Genomic DNA, 18367 nt, shown 5'->3' on the forward strand with positions numbered 1-18367 from the left:
AAAAGAGTAAGAAATAGTTCTTATATTTACAGTATTAAACTTAAAACAAAATCACGAAAATGGATTACGGAAAAGAGTTCGAAAAATACGCAACAAAACATCAAGGATTAAATAGCACATATTTAGGTAAAATTACAAGTAGTTTAACGCCATATATTATGGAAGAGCGTCAAATGAACATTACTCAAATGGATGTTTTCTCTCGTTTAATGATGGATAGAATTATCTTTTTAGGAACAGGAATTAACGATCAAGTAGCAAATGTTATTCAAGCGCAATTATTGTTTTTAGAAAGTGTAGATGCTAATAAAGATATTTCAATTTACATTAATTCTCCAGGAGGAGGAGTTTATGCAGGTTTAGGTATTTATGATACAATGCAGTTTATAAAGCCAGATGTTGCAACAATTTGTACAGGTATGGCAGCTTCAATGGGAGCAGTTTTAATGTGTGCAGGTGCAAAAGGAAAACGTTCTGCGTTACCTCACTCTAGAGTTATGATTCACCAACCTTTAGGTGGTGCTCAAGGTCAGGCTTCAGATATTGAAATTACAACTAGAGAAATTTTGAAATTGAAAGATGAATTATATGCAATTATTGCAAATCATTCAGGACAAACTATAGAGAAAGTGCATAACGATTCTGATAGAGATTATTGGATGAAAGCAGATGAAGCAAAAACTTACGGAATGATTGATGAAGTTTTAGCAAGAAAACAATAGTTGTTAGTTGTTACTTTTTAGTTGTTGGTTTATTGCCAATAACCAAAAAACGATCAACCAAAAACCAAATTAAATGTCGAAAGAAGAAAATTTAGAATGTTCGTTTTGCGGACGAAAAAAAGCAGAAACTGACTTGCTAATTGCGGGTATGGATGCACATATTTGTGATAAATGTATAGAACAAGCATATGGAATTGTTCAGGAAGAAGTTTCTGAATCAAAATCTAATGGTTTGTCTAAAGATTTAATGATTAAGAAACCTTTAGAAATTAAAGGGTTTTTAGATCAATATATTATTGGTCAAGATGAAACAAAAAGAGCAATGGCTGTTGCTGTTTACAATCATTACAAGCGTTTATTGCAAGAAGAAAGTGAAGATGATGTAGAGATAGAAAAATCTAATATTATTTTAGTAGGCGAAACAGGTACAGGAAAAACCTTAGTAGCAAAAACAATTGCAAGAATGCTAAACGTACCTTTTGCAATTGTTGATGCAACTGTTTTAACACAAGCAGGTTATGTTGGTGAAGATGTAGAAAGTATTTTAAGTAAACTTTTGCAAGCAGCAGATTATGATGTAGAAAAGGCACAAAGAGGTATTATTTTTATTGATGAAATTGATAAAATTGCCAGAAAAGGTGATAACCCTTCTATAACAAGAGATGTTTCTGGAGAAGGAGTACAACAAGCTTTATTAAAATTATTAGAAGGAACTGTTGTTAATGTTGCACCTAAAGGTGGAAGAAAACATCCTGAGCAAAAATTTATTGAGGTAGATACCAAAGAGATTTTATTTATTGCTGGTGGAGCTTTTTCTGGAGTTGAAAGATTGATAAGCAAACGTTTAAATATGCAAGCTGTAGGTTTTAGCGCGTCTTTAGATGAAGATAAAATAGATGAAGAAAATTTGTTGCAATACATTATTCCATCAGATTTAAAAGCATTTGGATTAATTCCTGAAATTATTGGTCGTTTGCCAGTGTTGAGTTATATGAATCCTTTAAATGCTATAACGTTAAGGTCAATTTTAACAGAACCTAAAAACGCTATAATTAAGCAATATGCTAAGTTATTTACAATGGATGATGTTAACTTTTCTATTGAAGAGGAAGCTTTAAATTATATTGTAGAAAAAGCAGTAGAATATAAATTAGGAGCAAGAGGTTTACGTTCTTTATGTGAAGCTATTTTTACAGATGCTATGTTCGATTTACCAAGTTCTGATGAAAAAGAATTTGTTGTAACCAAAGATTATGCAGAAGCAAAATTGACAAATACAACATTGAAAAAACTAAAGACAGCTTCTTAAAATATTTTGGGCGTTTTAACAGGCTTTCCATTATATCTTTTTGTGAAAAACAAAAAGGATGCCATTTCAATCCTTAACGCAAATTGCGAACTAAAGGAAGAAGTTCATAAAAACAACTTTTAGAATTTATACAAACCTCAAAGGTTTTTAAACCTTTGAGGTTTTTCATTTTAGAAATTTTCAAAGAATGAATGTTCTAATTCTTATCTTTGTTTTCACTTTCAAATAAATTTAATTAATGATATTAAGAAGTACCATAGACCAAATTTTCGAAACTGCAAGAGTAGAAGAGGTTATTGGTGAATTTGTTCAGCTTAAAAAAGCAGGAAGTAACTTTAAAGGATTAAGTCCTTTTACAGATGAAAAATCACCATCTTTTATGGTGTCTCCAGTAAAACAAATCTGGAAAGATTTCTCTACGGGAAAAGGAGGGAACTCAGTTTCATTTTTAATGGAACATGAGCATTTTTCATATCCAGAAGCATTAAGGTGGTTAGCCAAAAAGTACAATATAGAAATTGAGGAAACTGAGCAATCATCTGAAGAGAAAGAACAGATGAATGAAAGAGAAAGTATGTTTATGGTATCTAATTTTGCCAAAGACTATTTTCATGATTTAATGCTCAACTCTAATAAAGGAAAGGCAATAGGATTATCATATTTTAAAGAACGAGGTTTTACAGACGAAACAATCAAAAGGTTCGAACTAGGATATTGTATTGATGAATGGGATAATTTTACAAAAGGAGCTTTAGCAAAAGGATACGATTTAAAATACCTTGCTTCAACAGGTTTAACAATTGTAAAAGAAAATAAGCAATTCGACCGTTTTAAAGGCCGTGTAATGTTTCCTATACATTCTATGTCTGGTCGTATTTTAGGTTTCGGAGGACGTATTTTAACTGCGGATAAAAAAGCAGCTAAATATTTAAATTCACCTGAAAGTGATATTTACCACAAGAGTAAAATTCTTTATGGATTATATCAAGCTAAAAAAGAAATTGCAAAACAAGACAATTGTTTTTTGGTGGAAGGTTATACAGATGTAATCTCTTTTAACCAATCTGGTGTAGAAAATGTGGTAGCTTCTTCTGGTACCGCTTTAACGTCAGATCAAATAAGATTGATAAATAGACTTACCAAAAACATCACGGTTCTTTTTGATGGTGATGCAGCGGGAATAAGAGCTTCCATTCGTGGTATCGATTTAATTCTAGAACAAGGAATGAACGTAAAAGTAGTTCAATTCCCTGATGGAGAAGATCCAGATAGTTTTGCGAAATCAAATTCAAATGCTGAATTAAAACAGTATTTAGAAGATTCAGCACAAGATTTTATCAACTTTAAAGTTTCACTTTTATTAAAAGATTCTAATAACGATCCTATAAAAAAAGCAGGTGTTATTAGAGATATTGTTAGCAGTATTTCTAAAATACCAGATGGAATACAACGTGAAGTTTATGTACAGGAATGTGCAAGAGTTATGGATATTTCTGAGCGAGTATTGTTTAGTGAATTAGCTCAGTTATTAAAGAAAGGTGCCCAAGAGAAAAATAAAACAAACAGACAGCAAAATAGATCACAACAAGATCCAAACGAGCCACCACCAGAATATTTTATGAACCAAGAACAAGCTCAAATGGGCTTGGTTAAAGGTGGACCAGTTTCTAGTCAAAAAATTGATCAACTTAGTATTCTTGAAAATGAAATTATTAAAATTTTACTCTTATATGGAAATGAGCAAGTAGAATTTATCGAGGAGATAGTTAGTGTTGATGAAGAGGGTAGAGAACAATTTGGAACAAGAAAGTATGAAAACACTGTGTCTGCAGAAATTTATGTGCATTTACATGAAGATGAAATAGAGTTTTCAAATATTCTTTTTCAGGAGATTTATACAGAAATTATTCATCAATTAAACCAATTAGAAAAATTAGATATTGATGGTTTAATCAACCATAAAAATACAGATATATCTACAATTGTAACTTCTATTTTAATGGAAAAAGAAAACCCTAGTCGTCAGTTAAGTGATTGGGAAGGTCAAAACATAGAAGTGAAGTCTGTTTTAGATGTTTTGGCAAAAGATGTAAATGATGTTGTTTATAATTTAAGAAGAGTTTTAATCGGAGAGAAAATTGAAGAATTGATGAATGAAGCAGTTAAAGATCAAAGTGCATCAATAGATTTAGAGGTAATTAGAAACTATACAAACTTGAAGATGAGACTTTTCGAAAAGTTAAATAGAGTTGTCTAATGTTATTAAATTGTAAAAACAGGTGTTTTCCCCTATAGGTATAATAGACGTATTAATAGTTTTTTTGTATATTGCACTCGCTAAAAGAAAAATGCTCACAGTATGAAAAGACTATTACAATTATTAAAAATTTTCCAATTATTTGTTTTATTACCATTTGAAATATCAAAAGGTTCGAAAAAAAGAGCTTATATGCGAATTAAAAAGATGATGGTTGCAGCAAACTTACTTTAATCAATTTATTTAAATAAAATTATAAAAAGTCACATATATTATATGTGACTTTTTATAATTTTAGTGTCTTATTAAGTAATAAGAAAATTTTGATGAAAAAACTTATTCAATTACTTAAAATTATTTGCTTATTTATTCTTCTACCTTTTGATATTATTAAAGGCTCAAAAAAGAAAGCATCAGTTAGAATTAAGAAAATGATGATTTCTGCTAATTTACTGTAAATCAGTAGGTATTTCACAAATAGGTATTGGCAACATTTTATGTTGGTTAATTCTATTTAGTCTTGAGTAAATTTTAAAAACATCATATTCTCTTCCAGAAAAATCATCTTCAGATTTTCCTTTGTCTTGCATATTCATAGCCCATTCTAACTCATCATAAGAAGCTCCTATTTGATCTTCATCAGTTCTGCTGTCTCCAAATAGCCCATCTGTTGGCGCTGCTTTTTGTATTGAATTTGGCACATTTAGATACGCTGCTAATTCATAAACTTCAGATTTCATTAAATCTGCAATAGGACTTAAATCTACACCTCCATCACCATATTTTGTGTAAAATCCAACTCCAAAATCTTCTACTTTATTTCCTGTTCCTGCAACTAAATAGCTATGTAAACCAGCTAAATAGTATAGAGTAGTCATTCTTAGTCTAGCTCTAGTGTTTGCTAAAGATAAATCTACCTTTGGCGAAGGTTCTGCATTTGGAACAACATTTTTAAAATCTTCAAAAGTAGAAGTTAGGTCTACTCTTACATCAGAAACATTATCAAATTTATCTTTTAATTGAGTAATATGTTCTTGAGCTCTTGTAACTTGATTTTCTGCTTGATGAATCGGTAACTCTACACAAAGAGTAGGGAATCCTGTTTTTGCACATAATGTTGATGTTAAGGCAGAATCAATTCCACCAGAAACTCCAACAACAAATCCTTTTACTTTTGCATTTTCAGCATAATCTTTTAACCACTTTATAATATGTTCTGCAACTTTTTCGGTCTTCATTGATAAACTATTTTAGTATTTTTATCGTTTTATATTTCTAATAGCAATATACAATGTTTATGAGATTTTTTATAGTAGTTTTTTTAATTTTATTAAGCTTTCTTTCTTGCAAATCAGATAATAAGGAGGTTACTGATGTCTCTCATATTGATGTAAATTTTTCAATAAAAAGATATGAGGTTGATTTCTATAAAGGACCTAAAGAAAACTTACCTTCTTTGAAGAATAAATACCCTTACTTATTTCCCAAATCATTTTCAGATAGTCTTGCTATAGCTAAAATGACAGATAAAGAAGAATTAGATTTATTTAATGAAACACAAAAGTTATATAGTGATGTTTCTGATTTAAAATCACAATTAACTTCACTTTTCAAACATATAAAATTTTATAACCCTAAATTTAGGTCACCTAATGTAACTACTATGATTTCTAATATAAATTATGATAGTAGAGTAATTTATGCAGATAGCTTATTGCTTATTTCTTTGGATGTATATTTAGGAAAAGAACATAAATTTTATGCAGATTATCCAAAGTATATAAAAGAGAATAACACAAACGAAAATATAATTGTAGATGTAGCAAATTCAATTACAGAAAATCAATTATTAACTCAAACAAACAGAAGTTTTATAGGGAAAATGATTCATGAGGGAAAAAAAATGTATTTATTAGATATGTATTTACCTACTATTTCTGATAAATTAAAAATTGGTTTTTCAAAAGAAAAACTTAATTGGGCAATTACAAATGAAGAAGAAATTTGGAAGTATTTCATTGAAAGAAAATTATTGTTTAGCACAGATACAAAGTTGAATAAAAGGTTTTTAGACAATGCTCCGTTTTCTAAATTCTATTTAGAAGATGATAATCAATCTCCAGGAAAAATAGGAGTGTGGTTAGGATGGCAAATAGTGAGGTCTTATATGCAAAATAATGATGTATCTTTGCAAGAATTATTAATAATTGATTCAGAAGATTTATTCAAAAAATCAAAATATAAGCCTAAAAAATAATGTCAGTAAAACATAATTCGAAAATCAAATTTGAAATTGGTTTAGATGAAAACAAAGTACCAGAAGAAATTTCTTGGACAGCAAAAGAAGGAGGTATAAATAATGAAGAGTCTAAAGCTATTATGATTTCTGTTTGGGATCATAAGAAAAAAGATACTTTGCGTATGGATTTATGGACAAAAGATATGCCTGTAGATGATATGAAGCAATTTTATCATCAAACTTTAGTTTCTATGGCAGATAGTTTTGAACGTGCAACAGATGATCAAAAAATGAGTGCAACAATGCGTGATTTTTGTGATTATTTTGCGGAGAAGTTAGAATTGAAATAAGAATATTAACATCAAGCTTAAATATTTAATACGGACTATTTAAGAATTGAAATCACAGATAACAAAAGGCTGATCAATATTAATATTGATCAGCCTTTTGTTATCTGTGATATTCTTTTTTTTTCTACTTATAACTTAACATCAAAAAAAGAGAGATTACAATTAAGTAATCTCTCTTTTATATTTATTTCAGTTTTATTAATTAATCCAATGAACCTACTGGCTTAATTTCAACTCTTCTATTTAATTGTCTTCCACCTGCGTTACTATTAGAGAATTTTGGTCTTGACTCTCCGTAACCTTTAGATTCTAGCCTTTCACTAACAATACCTTGTTTTACCATGTATTTTCTTACACTAGCAGCTCTTCTTTGAGATAGATATAAGTTATATCTATCGCTATTTCTATCATCAGTATGACCTTCAATAACAAACTTAACATTTGGTATTTTCTTCATTAGGTTAATGATTTTATCAATAGTAGCAAATGATATATTTTTAATTTTGTCACTATTGGTATCAAAGTAAATGCTTGCAGCAAGTAATCCAATTTGTTGAGTAACATTTTCTGGCTTACCAACTTCTTGTTTAGGGCAACCTCTATTTTCAATTACACCAGGAGTGTTAGGACATAAATCTTCACCATCCATTATTCCATCTCCATCAGAATCTATATTTAAAGGACATCCTTCATTAGAAATAGGCCCATATTTTAAAGGACACTTATCTTTATAGTCAGGTAATCCATCTTTATCAGAGTCAACAGGTTTACCGTTTCCATAAACCATAACTCCTGCAGGAGTATTTGGGTCAATATCTAATTGATCCATTACACCATCTTTATCCGTATCAATAATTTTAAAACTATCTCCTTTACCATTATCATCACCCCAGATAGTAAATACTTTTTTCTTTCCTAATTTAACAACTACACCAATACTAGATACGAAGAATGTTTCCCAATCTTGTTTATTAGAAATTGCAGCATCTAAATGATCTTCATAGTTAAAGTACATCCCAGTTCTAAACTCAAGGTCAACTCGTTTGCTTAACCTTCTTTTTAATCCAAATTGACCAGATAAATAGATTGAACTTGCTTGGTTAACACTATTTCTAGCAGGGTTAGTTCCAAAATCTGCATCTGGAATCTTCTCGTAAGAACCATCAGCTGATCTACTATATAAAGCAGAATTATACGAGTGATAACCAACACCAAAATAACCAGCTGCATGATATTTACTAGCTGATGTTTGGTATAAATTTGTAAAACTGAAAATTAGATTTAATTCAGCTCCATAAGCTGTACCTTCAAATTTCATATCATCTCTAATAACAGTATTGTTAACATATAGAAGTTCATAAACATCTGAAAAATATTGAGCACCTCCAGAAATCTTTGAATAAGATACTTTTACCTCTAATCCCAATAATGGATTAAACATTTTATCTGCATGAGCAAAAAAACCGAAATTCCAATAATTAGTATCATCACTAGTACCAATAGAACGCATATCTCCATGCATTATAAAGTTACTGAAACCTGCACCAACAGCCCAACTATTACTGTTCTCTAAATCAATTCTGTTTCCGTAAGTGATTTCGTCAGTAGTAAATTGACCATAGGATTTAGCTGTGATTAAAGAGCTAAATAGAATAAATAAAAAAATTCTCCTCATTTTAGTATGATTTTTGTTTTAAACAATTGGGGGGGAATTATTCATTCCTGCAAAAGTATAATTTTTTTTTTAAAAATGCTTTATTTTATTAACAATGTACTTGTAATCTTTTGGGTTATTTACAAAGTCCATTTCTGATACATCTATTATTAATAAATTCAAGCTTTTTTCAGTATTTATAAAGTTTTTATAACCATTATGTATCTTTTTTAAATAGGAAGATTGAATACTTTGTTCATAATCTCTTCCTCTTTTTTGTATATTCTCTAAAAGTCGTTCTGTATTTTGAAACAAATAGATATATAAGTCTGGTTTTGTAATTTCTTTGTACATTAAATCAAACATTTTTCTGTACAAGAGATATTCTTCCTTTTGCAAAGTTACCTGAGCAAATATTAGAGACTTAAAAATATAATAATCTGAAACAATAAAGTTCTTAAATAAGTCGAACTGTGCTAAGTCATCGGTTAGTTGTTGATATCTGTCTGCCAAAAAACTCATCTCTAAAGGAAAAGCATATCGTTCTTTGTCTTCGTAAAATTTTGGAAGAAACGGGTTGTCTGCAAAACGTTCTAATACTGTTTTGGCATTAAACTCATCTGATAGCATTTTTGCTAAAGATGTTTTACCTGCTCCAATATTCCCTTCAATAGCAATATAATTATATTTTTCAGAAATAGGAGTTGGTCTTTTTAACTGACCATCTATTAAAGTTATCTCAGAAGAATCATCACAGTTTAGTAAACAAACAGAAATTTGAGTTTTTTCTATTGGATGAATAGTTGTTGGAGCTATTTCTGCTAATGGAATCATTACAAATTTTCGTTGTAACATTTTTGAATGAGGAACTATCAGCGTTTTTGAAAAGATAATTTCATCATCTAGCAACAAGATATCTATATCAATATTTCTATTTTGATATCCTTCTTCATTAGAACGTAACCTTCCTAAATCATTTTCGATATCTAATAAAGAATTTATTAAAATTTCTGGTTGTTGATATGTAGAGACTTTAATACATATATTATAGAAGTCTTCTCCTTCAAAACCCCATGATTGAGTCTTGTAAATAGATGAAATTTTTTGAATACCACCAATTCTATCATCAATTAAGTTAATAGCATTTTGTAGGTTTTCAAGTTTGTTTTCTTGATTTGTCCCTAAAGATAAATATGTAATACGTTGAATTTTCATAAAATGGTTACAAAGAAAATAAAAGCATTTTATATATAGGCTATAAACAAAAAAAATCGCCAAATTATTTTGGCGATTTTAATATCAATTTTAAAAAAAGAATTTATTCTTCTTTTCTAGGTTCTCTTGGTTTTCTGTCATCACGTCCGCGATTATCTCTACCTCTGTTATTGTCTCTTCCACGAGTATTATCTCTTGGTGGTCTTTCAACAAATCCTTCTGGTTTTGGTAAAATAGCTTTTCTAGAAACTTTTTCTTTTCTAGTTCTTGGGTCTAAACCGAAATATTTTACATCTAAAATATCTCCCATTTTCACAACATCTCCAACATTGTCTGTACGTTCCCAAGCTAATTCACTTACGTGTAATAAAACTTCGTTACCAGGAGCTTCAACATACTCAACAACAGCACCAAAATCTAACATTTTGATTACTTTTACTTCGTACACAGAACCTTTCTCTGGTTTAAACATCATAGATTCAATTTTAGCAATTACTGCTTCAATTCCTTCTGGGTTTGTTCCTAAAATTTCAATGATACCTTCTTCAGTAACAGGGTCTTCTGTAATTACAATTGTAGTTTCAGTTTCTTTCTGTAATTCTTGAATATGTTTACCACCTGGTCCAATAAATGCACCAATTAAATCGTTAGGTATTCTTCTGTTAATCATTTTAGGAGCATGACCTTTTACTTCTTCATTTGGAGCAGTAATAGTGTCAGTTAATTTTCCTAAGATATGTAAACGACCATCACGAGCTTGTTTTAGTGCATTTACTAAAATTTCGTAACCTAATCCTTTTACTTTAATATCCATTTGACAAGCAGTAATTCCTTCAGAAGTACCAGTTACTTTAAAGTCCATATCTCCTAAGTGATCTTCATCACCTAAAATATCAGATAAAACTGCGTAACGATCACCATCAGAAATTAATCCCATTGCAATACCAGAAACTGGTCTAATCATTTGTACACCTGCATCCATTAAAGCCATTGTACCAGCACAGACAGTTGCCATAGAAGAAGAACCGTTAGACTCTAATACTTCAGATACAACTCTTACTGTATAAGGACAATCAGCTGGAATCATTCCTTTTAATCCACGTTGTGCTAAGTTACCATGACCAACTTCTCTACGAGATGTTCCTCTTAATGGTCTTGCTTCACCTGTACAAAAAGGAGGGAAGTTATAATGTAAATAGAAATTCTCTTCACCTTCGTAAGATGGCATATCTATTTTCATTGCATCTCTTGATGTTCCTAAAGTTACTGTCGCTAATGCTTGAGTTTCTCCACGAGTAAAGATTGAAGAACCATGTACTGATGGTAAATAATCTACTTCACACCAAATTGGTCTAATTTCATCAGTCTTACGACCATCTAAACGTAAACCTTCTGCTAATGTTAATTCTCTAACTGCAGCTTTTTGAGATTTGTTGAAATATTTTCCAACTAACTCATCATATTCTGCTAATTCTTCTTCTGTAAATGAAGCTTTTAATGCTTCTTTTACTTCTGAAAAAGCAGTTGTACGCTCTACTTTAGAAGTTCCTTTTTTAGCAATTGCATAACATTTGTCGTAACAAAAGTCATTTATTTTTGCAGCTAATTCTTCATCTTCTCTTTCTCCTTCGTATTCTCTTGTTTCTTTCTTCCCAAATGCTTCTGCTAATCTTACTTGAGCAGCACACTGAACTTTAATAGCTTCATGAGCAAACTTAATTGCATCTGCCATTTCTTCTTCAGAAATTTCATCCATTTCACCTTCAACCATCATTACAGAATCTGCAGAAGCTCCAATCATCATGTCGATGTCAGATTCTGCTAATTGTGCTCTGTTTGGGTTGATTACAAATTCTCCATTTATTCTTCCAACACGTGCTTCAGAAATAGGACATTCGAAAGGGAAATCTGATAATTGAATAGCTGCTGATGCTGCTAAACCTGCCATTGCATCTGGCATAACGTCTTCATCATGAGACATTAATTGTACCATTACTTGTACTTCAGAATGATAATCTTTAGGGAATAATGGACGTAAAACACGGTCTACTAAACGCATTGTTAATACTTCACCATCACTTGGTCTTGCTTCTCTTTTAAAGAATCCTCCAGGATATCTTCCAGCAGCAGCAAACTTTTCTCTGTAATCTACCGTTAAAGGTAAAAAATCAACTGTTCCTGCTTTGTAGCTAGATACAACTGTACAAAGCATCATACATTTTCCTGATTGCACAACAACTGAACCGTGCGCTTGTTTCGCTAATTTACCGGTTTCTAATGAGATGGTTCTTCCATCACCAAGGTCTATAACCTCTCTAAATACTTTTGGAATCATAAATTTTAATTATAATTTTTAATTACTGTTTGTTGTTGTGTTGTTGTCTGTTGTTGCAATGGAAACACAGAATTATTGTTGGTAACTCTGATCTTTTATAAGGTTTGCTGATGCTGTTACTATCAGACTTTTAAATTTGTTGTAATAAAAAAGAGGCACGTTTATAGAGCCTCTTTTTGTAAGAATTATTTTCTAATTCCTAATTCTTTAATAATTGCACGATATCTATTGATTTCCGTTTTCTTAAGATAATCTAATAAACTTTTACGCTTACCTACTAACATTACTAATGAACGCTCAGTGTTGTAATCTTTACGATTTTTCTTTAAGTGCCCAGTTAAGTGGTTAATTCTGTGTGTAAATAATGCAATTTGACCTTCTGAAGAACCAGTATCGTTTTTTCCTTTACCGTGTTTTTCGAAGATGCTTTCTTTTACTTCTTTAGTTAAATACATTCCAATATTATTTAAATGATTATTATGTATATCAATGATTGATTCATTGAAGCTGCAAATATATAATTATTTTTTTAAATAAAAACGCTACCAAAGTTCTTCTTTTATAGGTTTTTCTTTAAAAAGAATAAAGCCAGCATTTGCTGGCTTTATGTTTATGCTCTAACGGGTATGTTTTGTATTAAATCTATATACAAATTAACTTGTTTCTTTAGGTTTTTACGTTCGTAAATTGCATCTAAGAAACCATGTTCTAATACAAATTCAGATTTTTGGAAACCTTCTGGCAAATCTTTACCAGTTGTATCTTTTACAACTCTTGGTCCTGCAAAAGCAATTAATGCATTTGGTTCTGCTATATTAATATCACCTAACATTGCATAAGATGCTGTAGTACCTCCAGTTGTAGGATCTGTACATAAAGAAATATAAGGAATATTAACTTCTGCTAATTGTGCTAGTTTTGCTGATGTTTTTACTAATTGCATTAAAGAAAGTGACGCTTCCATCATACGAGCACCACCAGATTTAGAAATCATTAAAAAAGGAATTTTGTTTTTTATTGAATAATCTATTGCTCTTGCTATTTTTTCACCAACAACAGAACCCATAGAGCCACCAATAAAAGCAAAATCCATAGCAGCAATTACGATATCTTTTCCAAGAGATTTTCCAACTGCAGTTCTAACAGCGTCATTTAGTTTTGTTTTTTCTTGAGCAGCTTTTAATCTGTCTGGGTATTTTTTTGTGTCTTCAAATTTTAAAGGATCTTTAGAGGTAAGATTTTTATCTAATTCTTTAAATTTATTTTCATCAAAAAATAACTCAAAATATTCTTTACTTCCTATTCTTACATGATAACCATCTTCTGGACTTACATATAAGTTTCTTTTTAATTCTTCTGTATCTATAATTTTTCCACTAGGAGTTTTGTACCATAAACCTTTTGGAGTATCTTTTTTATCTTCTGTAGAAGTCTGTATTCCTTTATCCGTTCTTTTAAACCAAGCCATACTAGTTGTTCTGTTTTATGTTGTTTCTATATCTATTTTTTAAAAATAGAATTTAAGTTAGAAATACAAATGTAAAAGTTTTTTCTTTAAAGTAACCTTTTTGATATCTAAAGTCATAAAAAAAGCACTTTGATTTAAATCAAAGTGCTTTTTATTTATTTTAAATGATAACTTTTATAAAGTATCAACGTTGTTTAAATCAGAAAAAGCTTGTTTTAAACGTGTTTTAAAAGTTAATTCACCTTCACGTAACCATTTTCTTGGATCGTAGTATTTTTTGTTAGGTTGGTCTGCTCCATCAGGATTACCAATTTGAGTAGCTAAATAAGCTGCTTTACCTTGCATATAATCTCTAATTCCTTCTGTAAAAGCAAATTGTAAATCTGTATCAATATTCATTTTTACAACACCATAACCAATTGCTTCTCTAATTTCTTCTAAAGTAGAACCAGAACCTCCGTGAAATACAAAATCGATATGGTTTTCTTCAACACCATATTTTTTTGTGATAAATTCTTGAGAATTTTTTAAGATTTTTGGAGTTAATTTTACGTTTCCTGGTTTATAAACACCATGAACGTTTCCAAAAGCTGCAGCAATTGTAAATTGAGGAGAAACTTTTAATAACTCTTCATAAGAATAAGCAACCTCTTCTGGTTGTGTGTATAATTTAGAATCATCTACATCAGAATTATCTACACCATCTTCTTCACCACCTGTAATACCTAATTCAATTTCTAAAGTCATTCCCATTTTACTCATACGAGCTAAATAAGTTTTACAAATAGCTATATTTTCTTCTAATGGCTCTTCAGATAAATCTATCATATGAGAACTATATAAAGATTTACCAGTTTCTGCAAAATGCTTTTCTGAAGCATCTAATAAACCGTCAATCCAAGGTAATAATTTTTTTGCTGCATGGTCAGTATGTAAAATTACTGGAACTCCATAAGCAACTGCTAATTCATGAATATGTTTTGCACCTGCAACTGCACCTGCGATAGCTGCTTTTTCACCTTCGTTAGATAATCCTTTACCTGCATTAAATTGAGCACCACCATTTGAAAACTGAATGATTACTGGAGCGTTTAAATCTCTAGCAGTTTCTAAAACAGCATTGATAGTATCAGATCCAATTACGTTTACTGCTGGTATAGCAAATCCTTTTTCTTTTGCATAGTTAAAGATAGCTTGAACTTCTGTTCCAGTTGCAACACCTGGTTTTATATTATGACTCATGTTTTTTTATTTATTTTATTATCATTTATTACTCTTCAAAAGTACTAAAAATACGTCTGAAAGTAAACAAAAAATAACGAAAACGTTATAGGCTTTTCTTTGTGTTTAAAAGGGGTAGTTGATTCCTATGTTGTAAACGGCATTGGCAAAATTGTAGTTTTTAAGCCATTTATTACCAGTTAAATAAGGTTCATACGTTTTAAAACCAACATCTAAACGAAGAATTAAAAAACTAAAGTCTAATCTTGCTCCAAAACCACTACCAATAGCAATATCTTTTAATGAAGATGAACCTGTGAATTTTGCGTCGTCATCAACAAATTCTGAACCAGTAATGTCCCAAATATTACCTGCATCAATAAATAATGCACCTTTTAACTTACTAACCACATCAAATCTGTATTCTGCACTGGTTAAGAATTTAAGGCTACCTACATTATATTCTAAACCTGTATTGTTGCTTCCTGGACCTAGTTCATAAGTTTGCCACGCTCTAATATCATTAGAACCACCAGCAAAGTAACTTTTAGTAAAAGGTATATCAGAATTATCATAAGGGATAATTACACCTAAAAATGTTCTAAATCCGAAAACAGAGTTAGAGCCCAAATCCCAAAATTGCTTATATTCAATATCTGTTTTAAAGTATTGAGCTAAAGGTATTCTAGCAAATGTTTTTTTACCATTTGCATTTGTGTTTTTCGATATTAGCCCTAAAATGTTTCCAGAATTGGCAATTCTTGCTTTAAAAAATGAAAAGTTATTATCATTAAACTTTGTTTGATTATTATAGGTATAAGAATAAGCAAGAACAGGAATTAAGAAATCTGATGTTACAATATTATATCTATTTAATATATTTAATGCTGTGTTGTATTCGTCTGAATTTGTTGCTTTAAAGCTAGTGTCAGCAGAAACTTTATTCATAAAGCTGATCGCTTCAGTTACTTGTTTGTCTATGTCGTCTGAAAGCGGATAGTTTGTGTTAATGTTATTGGCTGTATCGTAAGCTTTCGCTACATCATCTAAATTTGAAAATTCAGAACTGTAAATATCAAAATAACTATTAATATTTAAGTTTTTGATGTATTGGGTGTTCAGTATCTCTAATTGAATTGTTTTTTTTGCATTATACTGCCATTTGTAATCAGATAAAAAAGTAAAAGCTTGCCTATCTAAACCTATATTTTTTTGAAAACTAGATCCAATTGAAAATAACGTTTTTGGAGACATTTCTTTGGGTACTAATTTACTCAAGCCAAAAGGAGCAATAAACCTTGGTATTTCTAAAGAAGCGTCTACACCAATTTCCCAACCAGGACCACTGTTTGAGTTGAAATAGGACCCTAAGAAAGATAGTTTTAATAATTCTGCGCCTCTAAGAGCGTTTCTATTTGAAATAGAAAATTTAGCAGAAGAACCTATATTCCTAATGTTTGAATGTGTTATTTCAGTTTCTAAACCCAAAGTGTATTTTTCTAATGGTGATAAAAAAACATCCATTTTTAACTCATCGTCAGTTCCTGGAATTGAGCTGAATTTTATATTGGTAGATTTAAAGTTTTTAAGAGATTTTAGGTGATTTCTTGTTAAGTTTCTTAAAGTGTCTTTATAAATTTGATTTGGCTTTAGAAAAATAGATTGTGCTAAATACTTAGGATTGTATTTAACTTTATTGTGCGCTAAAAAGTTAATTCCCTTATAAGAAATAGAATCTTTTAACTGTTCTCCTTTTTTTGTGAACGAGTAGTCTGTAATAACATTTACCTCAGTAATTTTATGTACTTTAAAAGGAGTGTTTATGTAAATTCCTTGTTTTTCTTCTAGTCTATCACCAGATATTAAAAAATCAACATTTGTTTTATAATCTGCTCTTGTAGAATCTACATAGAAACCTAAAGAAGATTCTGTAAAATGATAAATACCATTGTTTCTAAAAAGTTTTAAAACTCTGCCAGCTTCGTTTCTAAATGTTTTGTCATTATATTGATCTCCCGTTTTTAATAAAGACGTTGTGCCTGAGTTTTTGTAAATAGAATCTAATACAGTCGATTCTATTTTAAAGTTTATAGTGTCTAAAATAGTAGGTTTACCTTTAGTAACATGATATTCTACAGTGGCTTTTTTGTCCTTATATAAGTTAACAACAGTATCTACTTTAGATTTAAAATAACCTTGAGTTTTGTAATAAGCCCATAAATTGTCTGCAGTCCTTTTTACTTTTTTCTTCTTAATAATTTCAGGTCCTTGGTGTTTTAAAAACCAATTATTTAAGCCAATAAAGGTATTAGCATATCCAATACTTTGTTTTTCTGAAAAAATGTTTTTTACAAAATTATAAGAACGTGGGTTTTTTTCTCCCCATTTTGATGGTGTTTTTGGTTTGTTAGGATTTCCAATATTATGCAAATACAAGGCAAAAGGTAAATCTAAAAACCTAGGATTGGGTTTTTGAAGAATATATTTCTGAATATTACTACTCTTGTTTCTAACACTATCTACAAAAATATAGTTCTGTGTAAGCATGTGTTCATCTTCTGCAACATGTTTTGTAGAATTACATGAAACAAAAATGAGTACGAATAAAAATGATAAAGAAAGTTTTTTCATTAATTTAGCAATGCTATCAAAATCAAAAATAGTATTTTTCGGCGGTTTATTTCTATTTACAATCAATTAATGAGTATTTACCCAAAACCAATAGATTTTTGGTTTTTATACTTGTTCTTTTTTCCTTTCTTTGCGTTAAAATTTTAAAACGTAACAAAGGCTATGTTTATAAATTTTGTCTTAATAAAGAAAAAAATAACTACCTCTAAAATTCTAAAAACCTATTAGTTTTGAGTATATCAAAAAATCAATTTAAACTAATAACAAGTTTATCTCAAAAAAAGTATAGACTAAAGCATAAATTATTTATTGCTGAAGGTATAAAAGTTGTGCAAGAGTTATTGAAATCTTCGTTTGAGGTTGAAATACTTTTTTGTACAGATGATTTTTCTTCAGATATTTCTGATGAACAAATAGTTAGAATTTCAGAAGTAGAATTAAAGAAAATCAGCAATTTAAAAACACCTAATCAAGTTTTAGGTTTGTTTAAAATTCCTGATGAAAAATCACTTAAAAATAAAAACTTAATTGTTGCCTTAGATGCAGTAAATGATCCTGGTAATTTAGGAACTATTATTCGTTTATGCGATTGGTTTGGGGTTGATAAATTAATTTGCTCGAAAGATACTGTAGATTGTTATAATCAAAAAGTGGTGCAAGCAAGTATGGGGTCTTTGACTAGGATTTCAATTCGTTATGTAGATTTAGCTGAATATTTATCAGAAACCAATTTACCGACTTTTATAGCTGATATGGATGGTGATAATGTGTACAAAACGAATTTACCCAAAGAAGGAATTCTTATTATGGGAAATGAAGCTAATGGAGTTTCATCAGAAATAAAAAAACTAATTACTAATAAAATTTCTATCCCACGATTTGGAGAAACTCAAGAAACTGAAAGTTTAAACGTTGCTACTGCAACTGCTATTTTATTGAGTGAGTTTAAGCGTGTTTAGACGCAAT

General features: G+C 30.0%; 15 protein-coding genes. 7 read left to right on the forward strand and 8 right to left on the reverse strand.

What is annotated here, in order from left to right; translation table 11 throughout:
* Nucleotides 1-59 precede the first annotated feature (59 nt).
* The 4 genes from clpP to BTO07_RS17650 all read left to right on the forward strand — a co-directional run bounded on the left by clpP (nt 60) and on the right by BTO07_RS17650 (nt 4522).
* The gene (clpP, locus tag BTO07_RS14965) at nt 60-722 is read left to right on the forward strand and encodes an ATP-dependent Clp endopeptidase proteolytic subunit ClpP (protein ID WP_087521991.1); all 663 of its coding nucleotides are present in this window, start codon (nt 60-62) and stop codon (nt 720-722) included.
* Nucleotides 723-795: 73 nt separating this feature from the next.
* Nucleotides 796-2031: an ATP-dependent Clp protease ATP-binding subunit ClpX gene (gene clpX / locus BTO07_RS14970; RefSeq protein ID WP_087521992.1), complete on the forward strand. Its 1236-nt coding sequence runs from the start codon at nt 796-798 to the stop codon at nt 2029-2031.
* 238 nt (nt 2032-2269) lie between these two features.
* Nucleotides 2270-4288, forward strand: a complete 2019-nt coding sequence (gene dnaG / locus BTO07_RS14975) for a DNA primase (protein WP_087521993.1) — start codon at nt 2270-2272, stop codon at nt 4286-4288.
* 102 nt (nt 4289-4390) lie between these two features.
* The gene (locus BTO07_RS17650; protein ID WP_257789751.1) at nt 4391-4522 is read left to right on the forward strand and encodes a hypothetical protein; all 132 of its coding nucleotides are present in this window, start codon (nt 4391-4393) and stop codon (nt 4520-4522) included.
* Nucleotides 4523-4737: 215 nt separating this feature from the next.
* Here the strand turns inward: BTO07_RS17650 and nadE are convergent, their stop codons facing one another.
* Entirely contained in the window at nt 4738-5526 is a 789-nt protein-coding gene (nadE, locus tag BTO07_RS14980; protein WP_087521994.1) for an NAD(+) synthase, read from the reverse strand.
* Between the two features lie 59 nt (nt 5527-5585).
* On the opposite strand from nadE, the gene gldB reads away from it, so the two are divergent.
* Both gldB and gldC read left to right on the forward strand, forming a co-directional pair.
* Nucleotides 5586-6545, forward strand: coding sequence for a gliding motility lipoprotein GldB (gene gldB, locus BTO07_RS14985; RefSeq protein ID WP_087521995.1), 960 nt, complete (start codon nt 5586-5588; stop codon nt 6543-6545).
* Nucleotides 6545-6877 (forward strand): gliding motility protein GldC, encoded by a 333-nt coding sequence (gene gldC / locus BTO07_RS14990; RefSeq protein WP_087521996.1) that lies wholly within the window; start codon nt 6545-6547, stop codon nt 6875-6877. The genes gldB and gldC overlap by 1 nt, the downstream gene beginning before the upstream one ends.
* 202 nt (nt 6878-7079) lie before the next feature.
* Here the strand turns inward: gldC and BTO07_RS14995 are convergent, their stop codons facing one another.
* The 7 genes from BTO07_RS14995 to tamL form a co-directional block, all read right to left on the reverse strand.
* Nucleotides 7080-8552 (reverse strand): OmpA family protein, encoded by a 1473-nt coding sequence (locus BTO07_RS14995; RefSeq protein ID WP_087521997.1) that lies wholly within the window; start codon nt 8550-8552, stop codon nt 7080-7082.
* Between the two features lie 69 nt (nt 8553-8621).
* Nucleotides 8622-9746 carry a 2-amino-4-hydroxy-6-hydroxymethyldihydropteridine diphosphokinase gene (folK, locus tag BTO07_RS15000; RefSeq protein ID WP_087521998.1) on the reverse strand — a complete coding sequence of 375 codons (1125 nt, stop codon included), beginning with the start codon at nt 9744-9746 and terminating at the stop codon, nt 8622-8624.
* Nucleotides 9747-9849: 103 nt separating this feature from the next.
* The gene (locus tag BTO07_RS15005; protein ID WP_087521999.1) at nt 9850-12081 is read right to left on the reverse strand and encodes a polyribonucleotide nucleotidyltransferase; all 2232 of its coding nucleotides are present in this window, start codon (nt 12079-12081) and stop codon (nt 9850-9852) included.
* Between the two features lie 185 nt (nt 12082-12266).
* Complete coding sequence (gene rpsO / locus BTO07_RS15010; protein ID WP_087522000.1) at nt 12267-12536, reverse strand: 30S ribosomal protein S15; 270 nt, start codon at nt 12534-12536, stop codon at nt 12267-12269.
* 155 nt (nt 12537-12691) lie between these two features.
* A complete protein-coding gene (gene accD / locus BTO07_RS15015) occupies nt 12692-13549 on the reverse strand; it encodes an acetyl-CoA carboxylase, carboxyltransferase subunit beta (RefSeq protein ID WP_087522001.1) in 858 nt (285 codons plus the stop codon).
* A gap of 174 nt (nt 13550-13723) precedes the next feature.
* Nucleotides 13724-14791 (reverse strand): class II fructose-bisphosphate aldolase, encoded by a 1068-nt coding sequence (gene fbaA / locus BTO07_RS15020; protein ID WP_087522002.1) that lies wholly within the window; start codon nt 14789-14791, stop codon nt 13724-13726.
* Nucleotides 14792-14896: 105 nt separating this feature from the next.
* Nucleotides 14897-17401: a translocation and assembly module lipoprotein TamL gene (gene tamL, locus BTO07_RS15025; protein ID WP_087522672.1), complete on the reverse strand. Its 2505-nt coding sequence runs from the start codon at nt 17399-17401 to the stop codon at nt 14897-14899.
* A 230-nt stretch (nt 17402-17631) separates the two neighbouring features.
* On the opposite strand from tamL, the gene BTO07_RS15030 reads away from it, so the two are divergent.
* Nucleotides 17632-18360: a TrmH family RNA methyltransferase gene (locus BTO07_RS15030; RefSeq protein WP_087522003.1), complete on the forward strand. Its 729-nt coding sequence runs from the start codon at nt 17632-17634 to the stop codon at nt 18358-18360.
* Nucleotides 18361-18367 lie beyond the last annotated feature (7 nt).

The organism is Polaribacter sp. SA4-12, assembly GCF_002163675.1.
GTDB lineage: Bacteria > Bacteroidota > Bacteroidia > Flavobacteriales > Flavobacteriaceae > Polaribacter.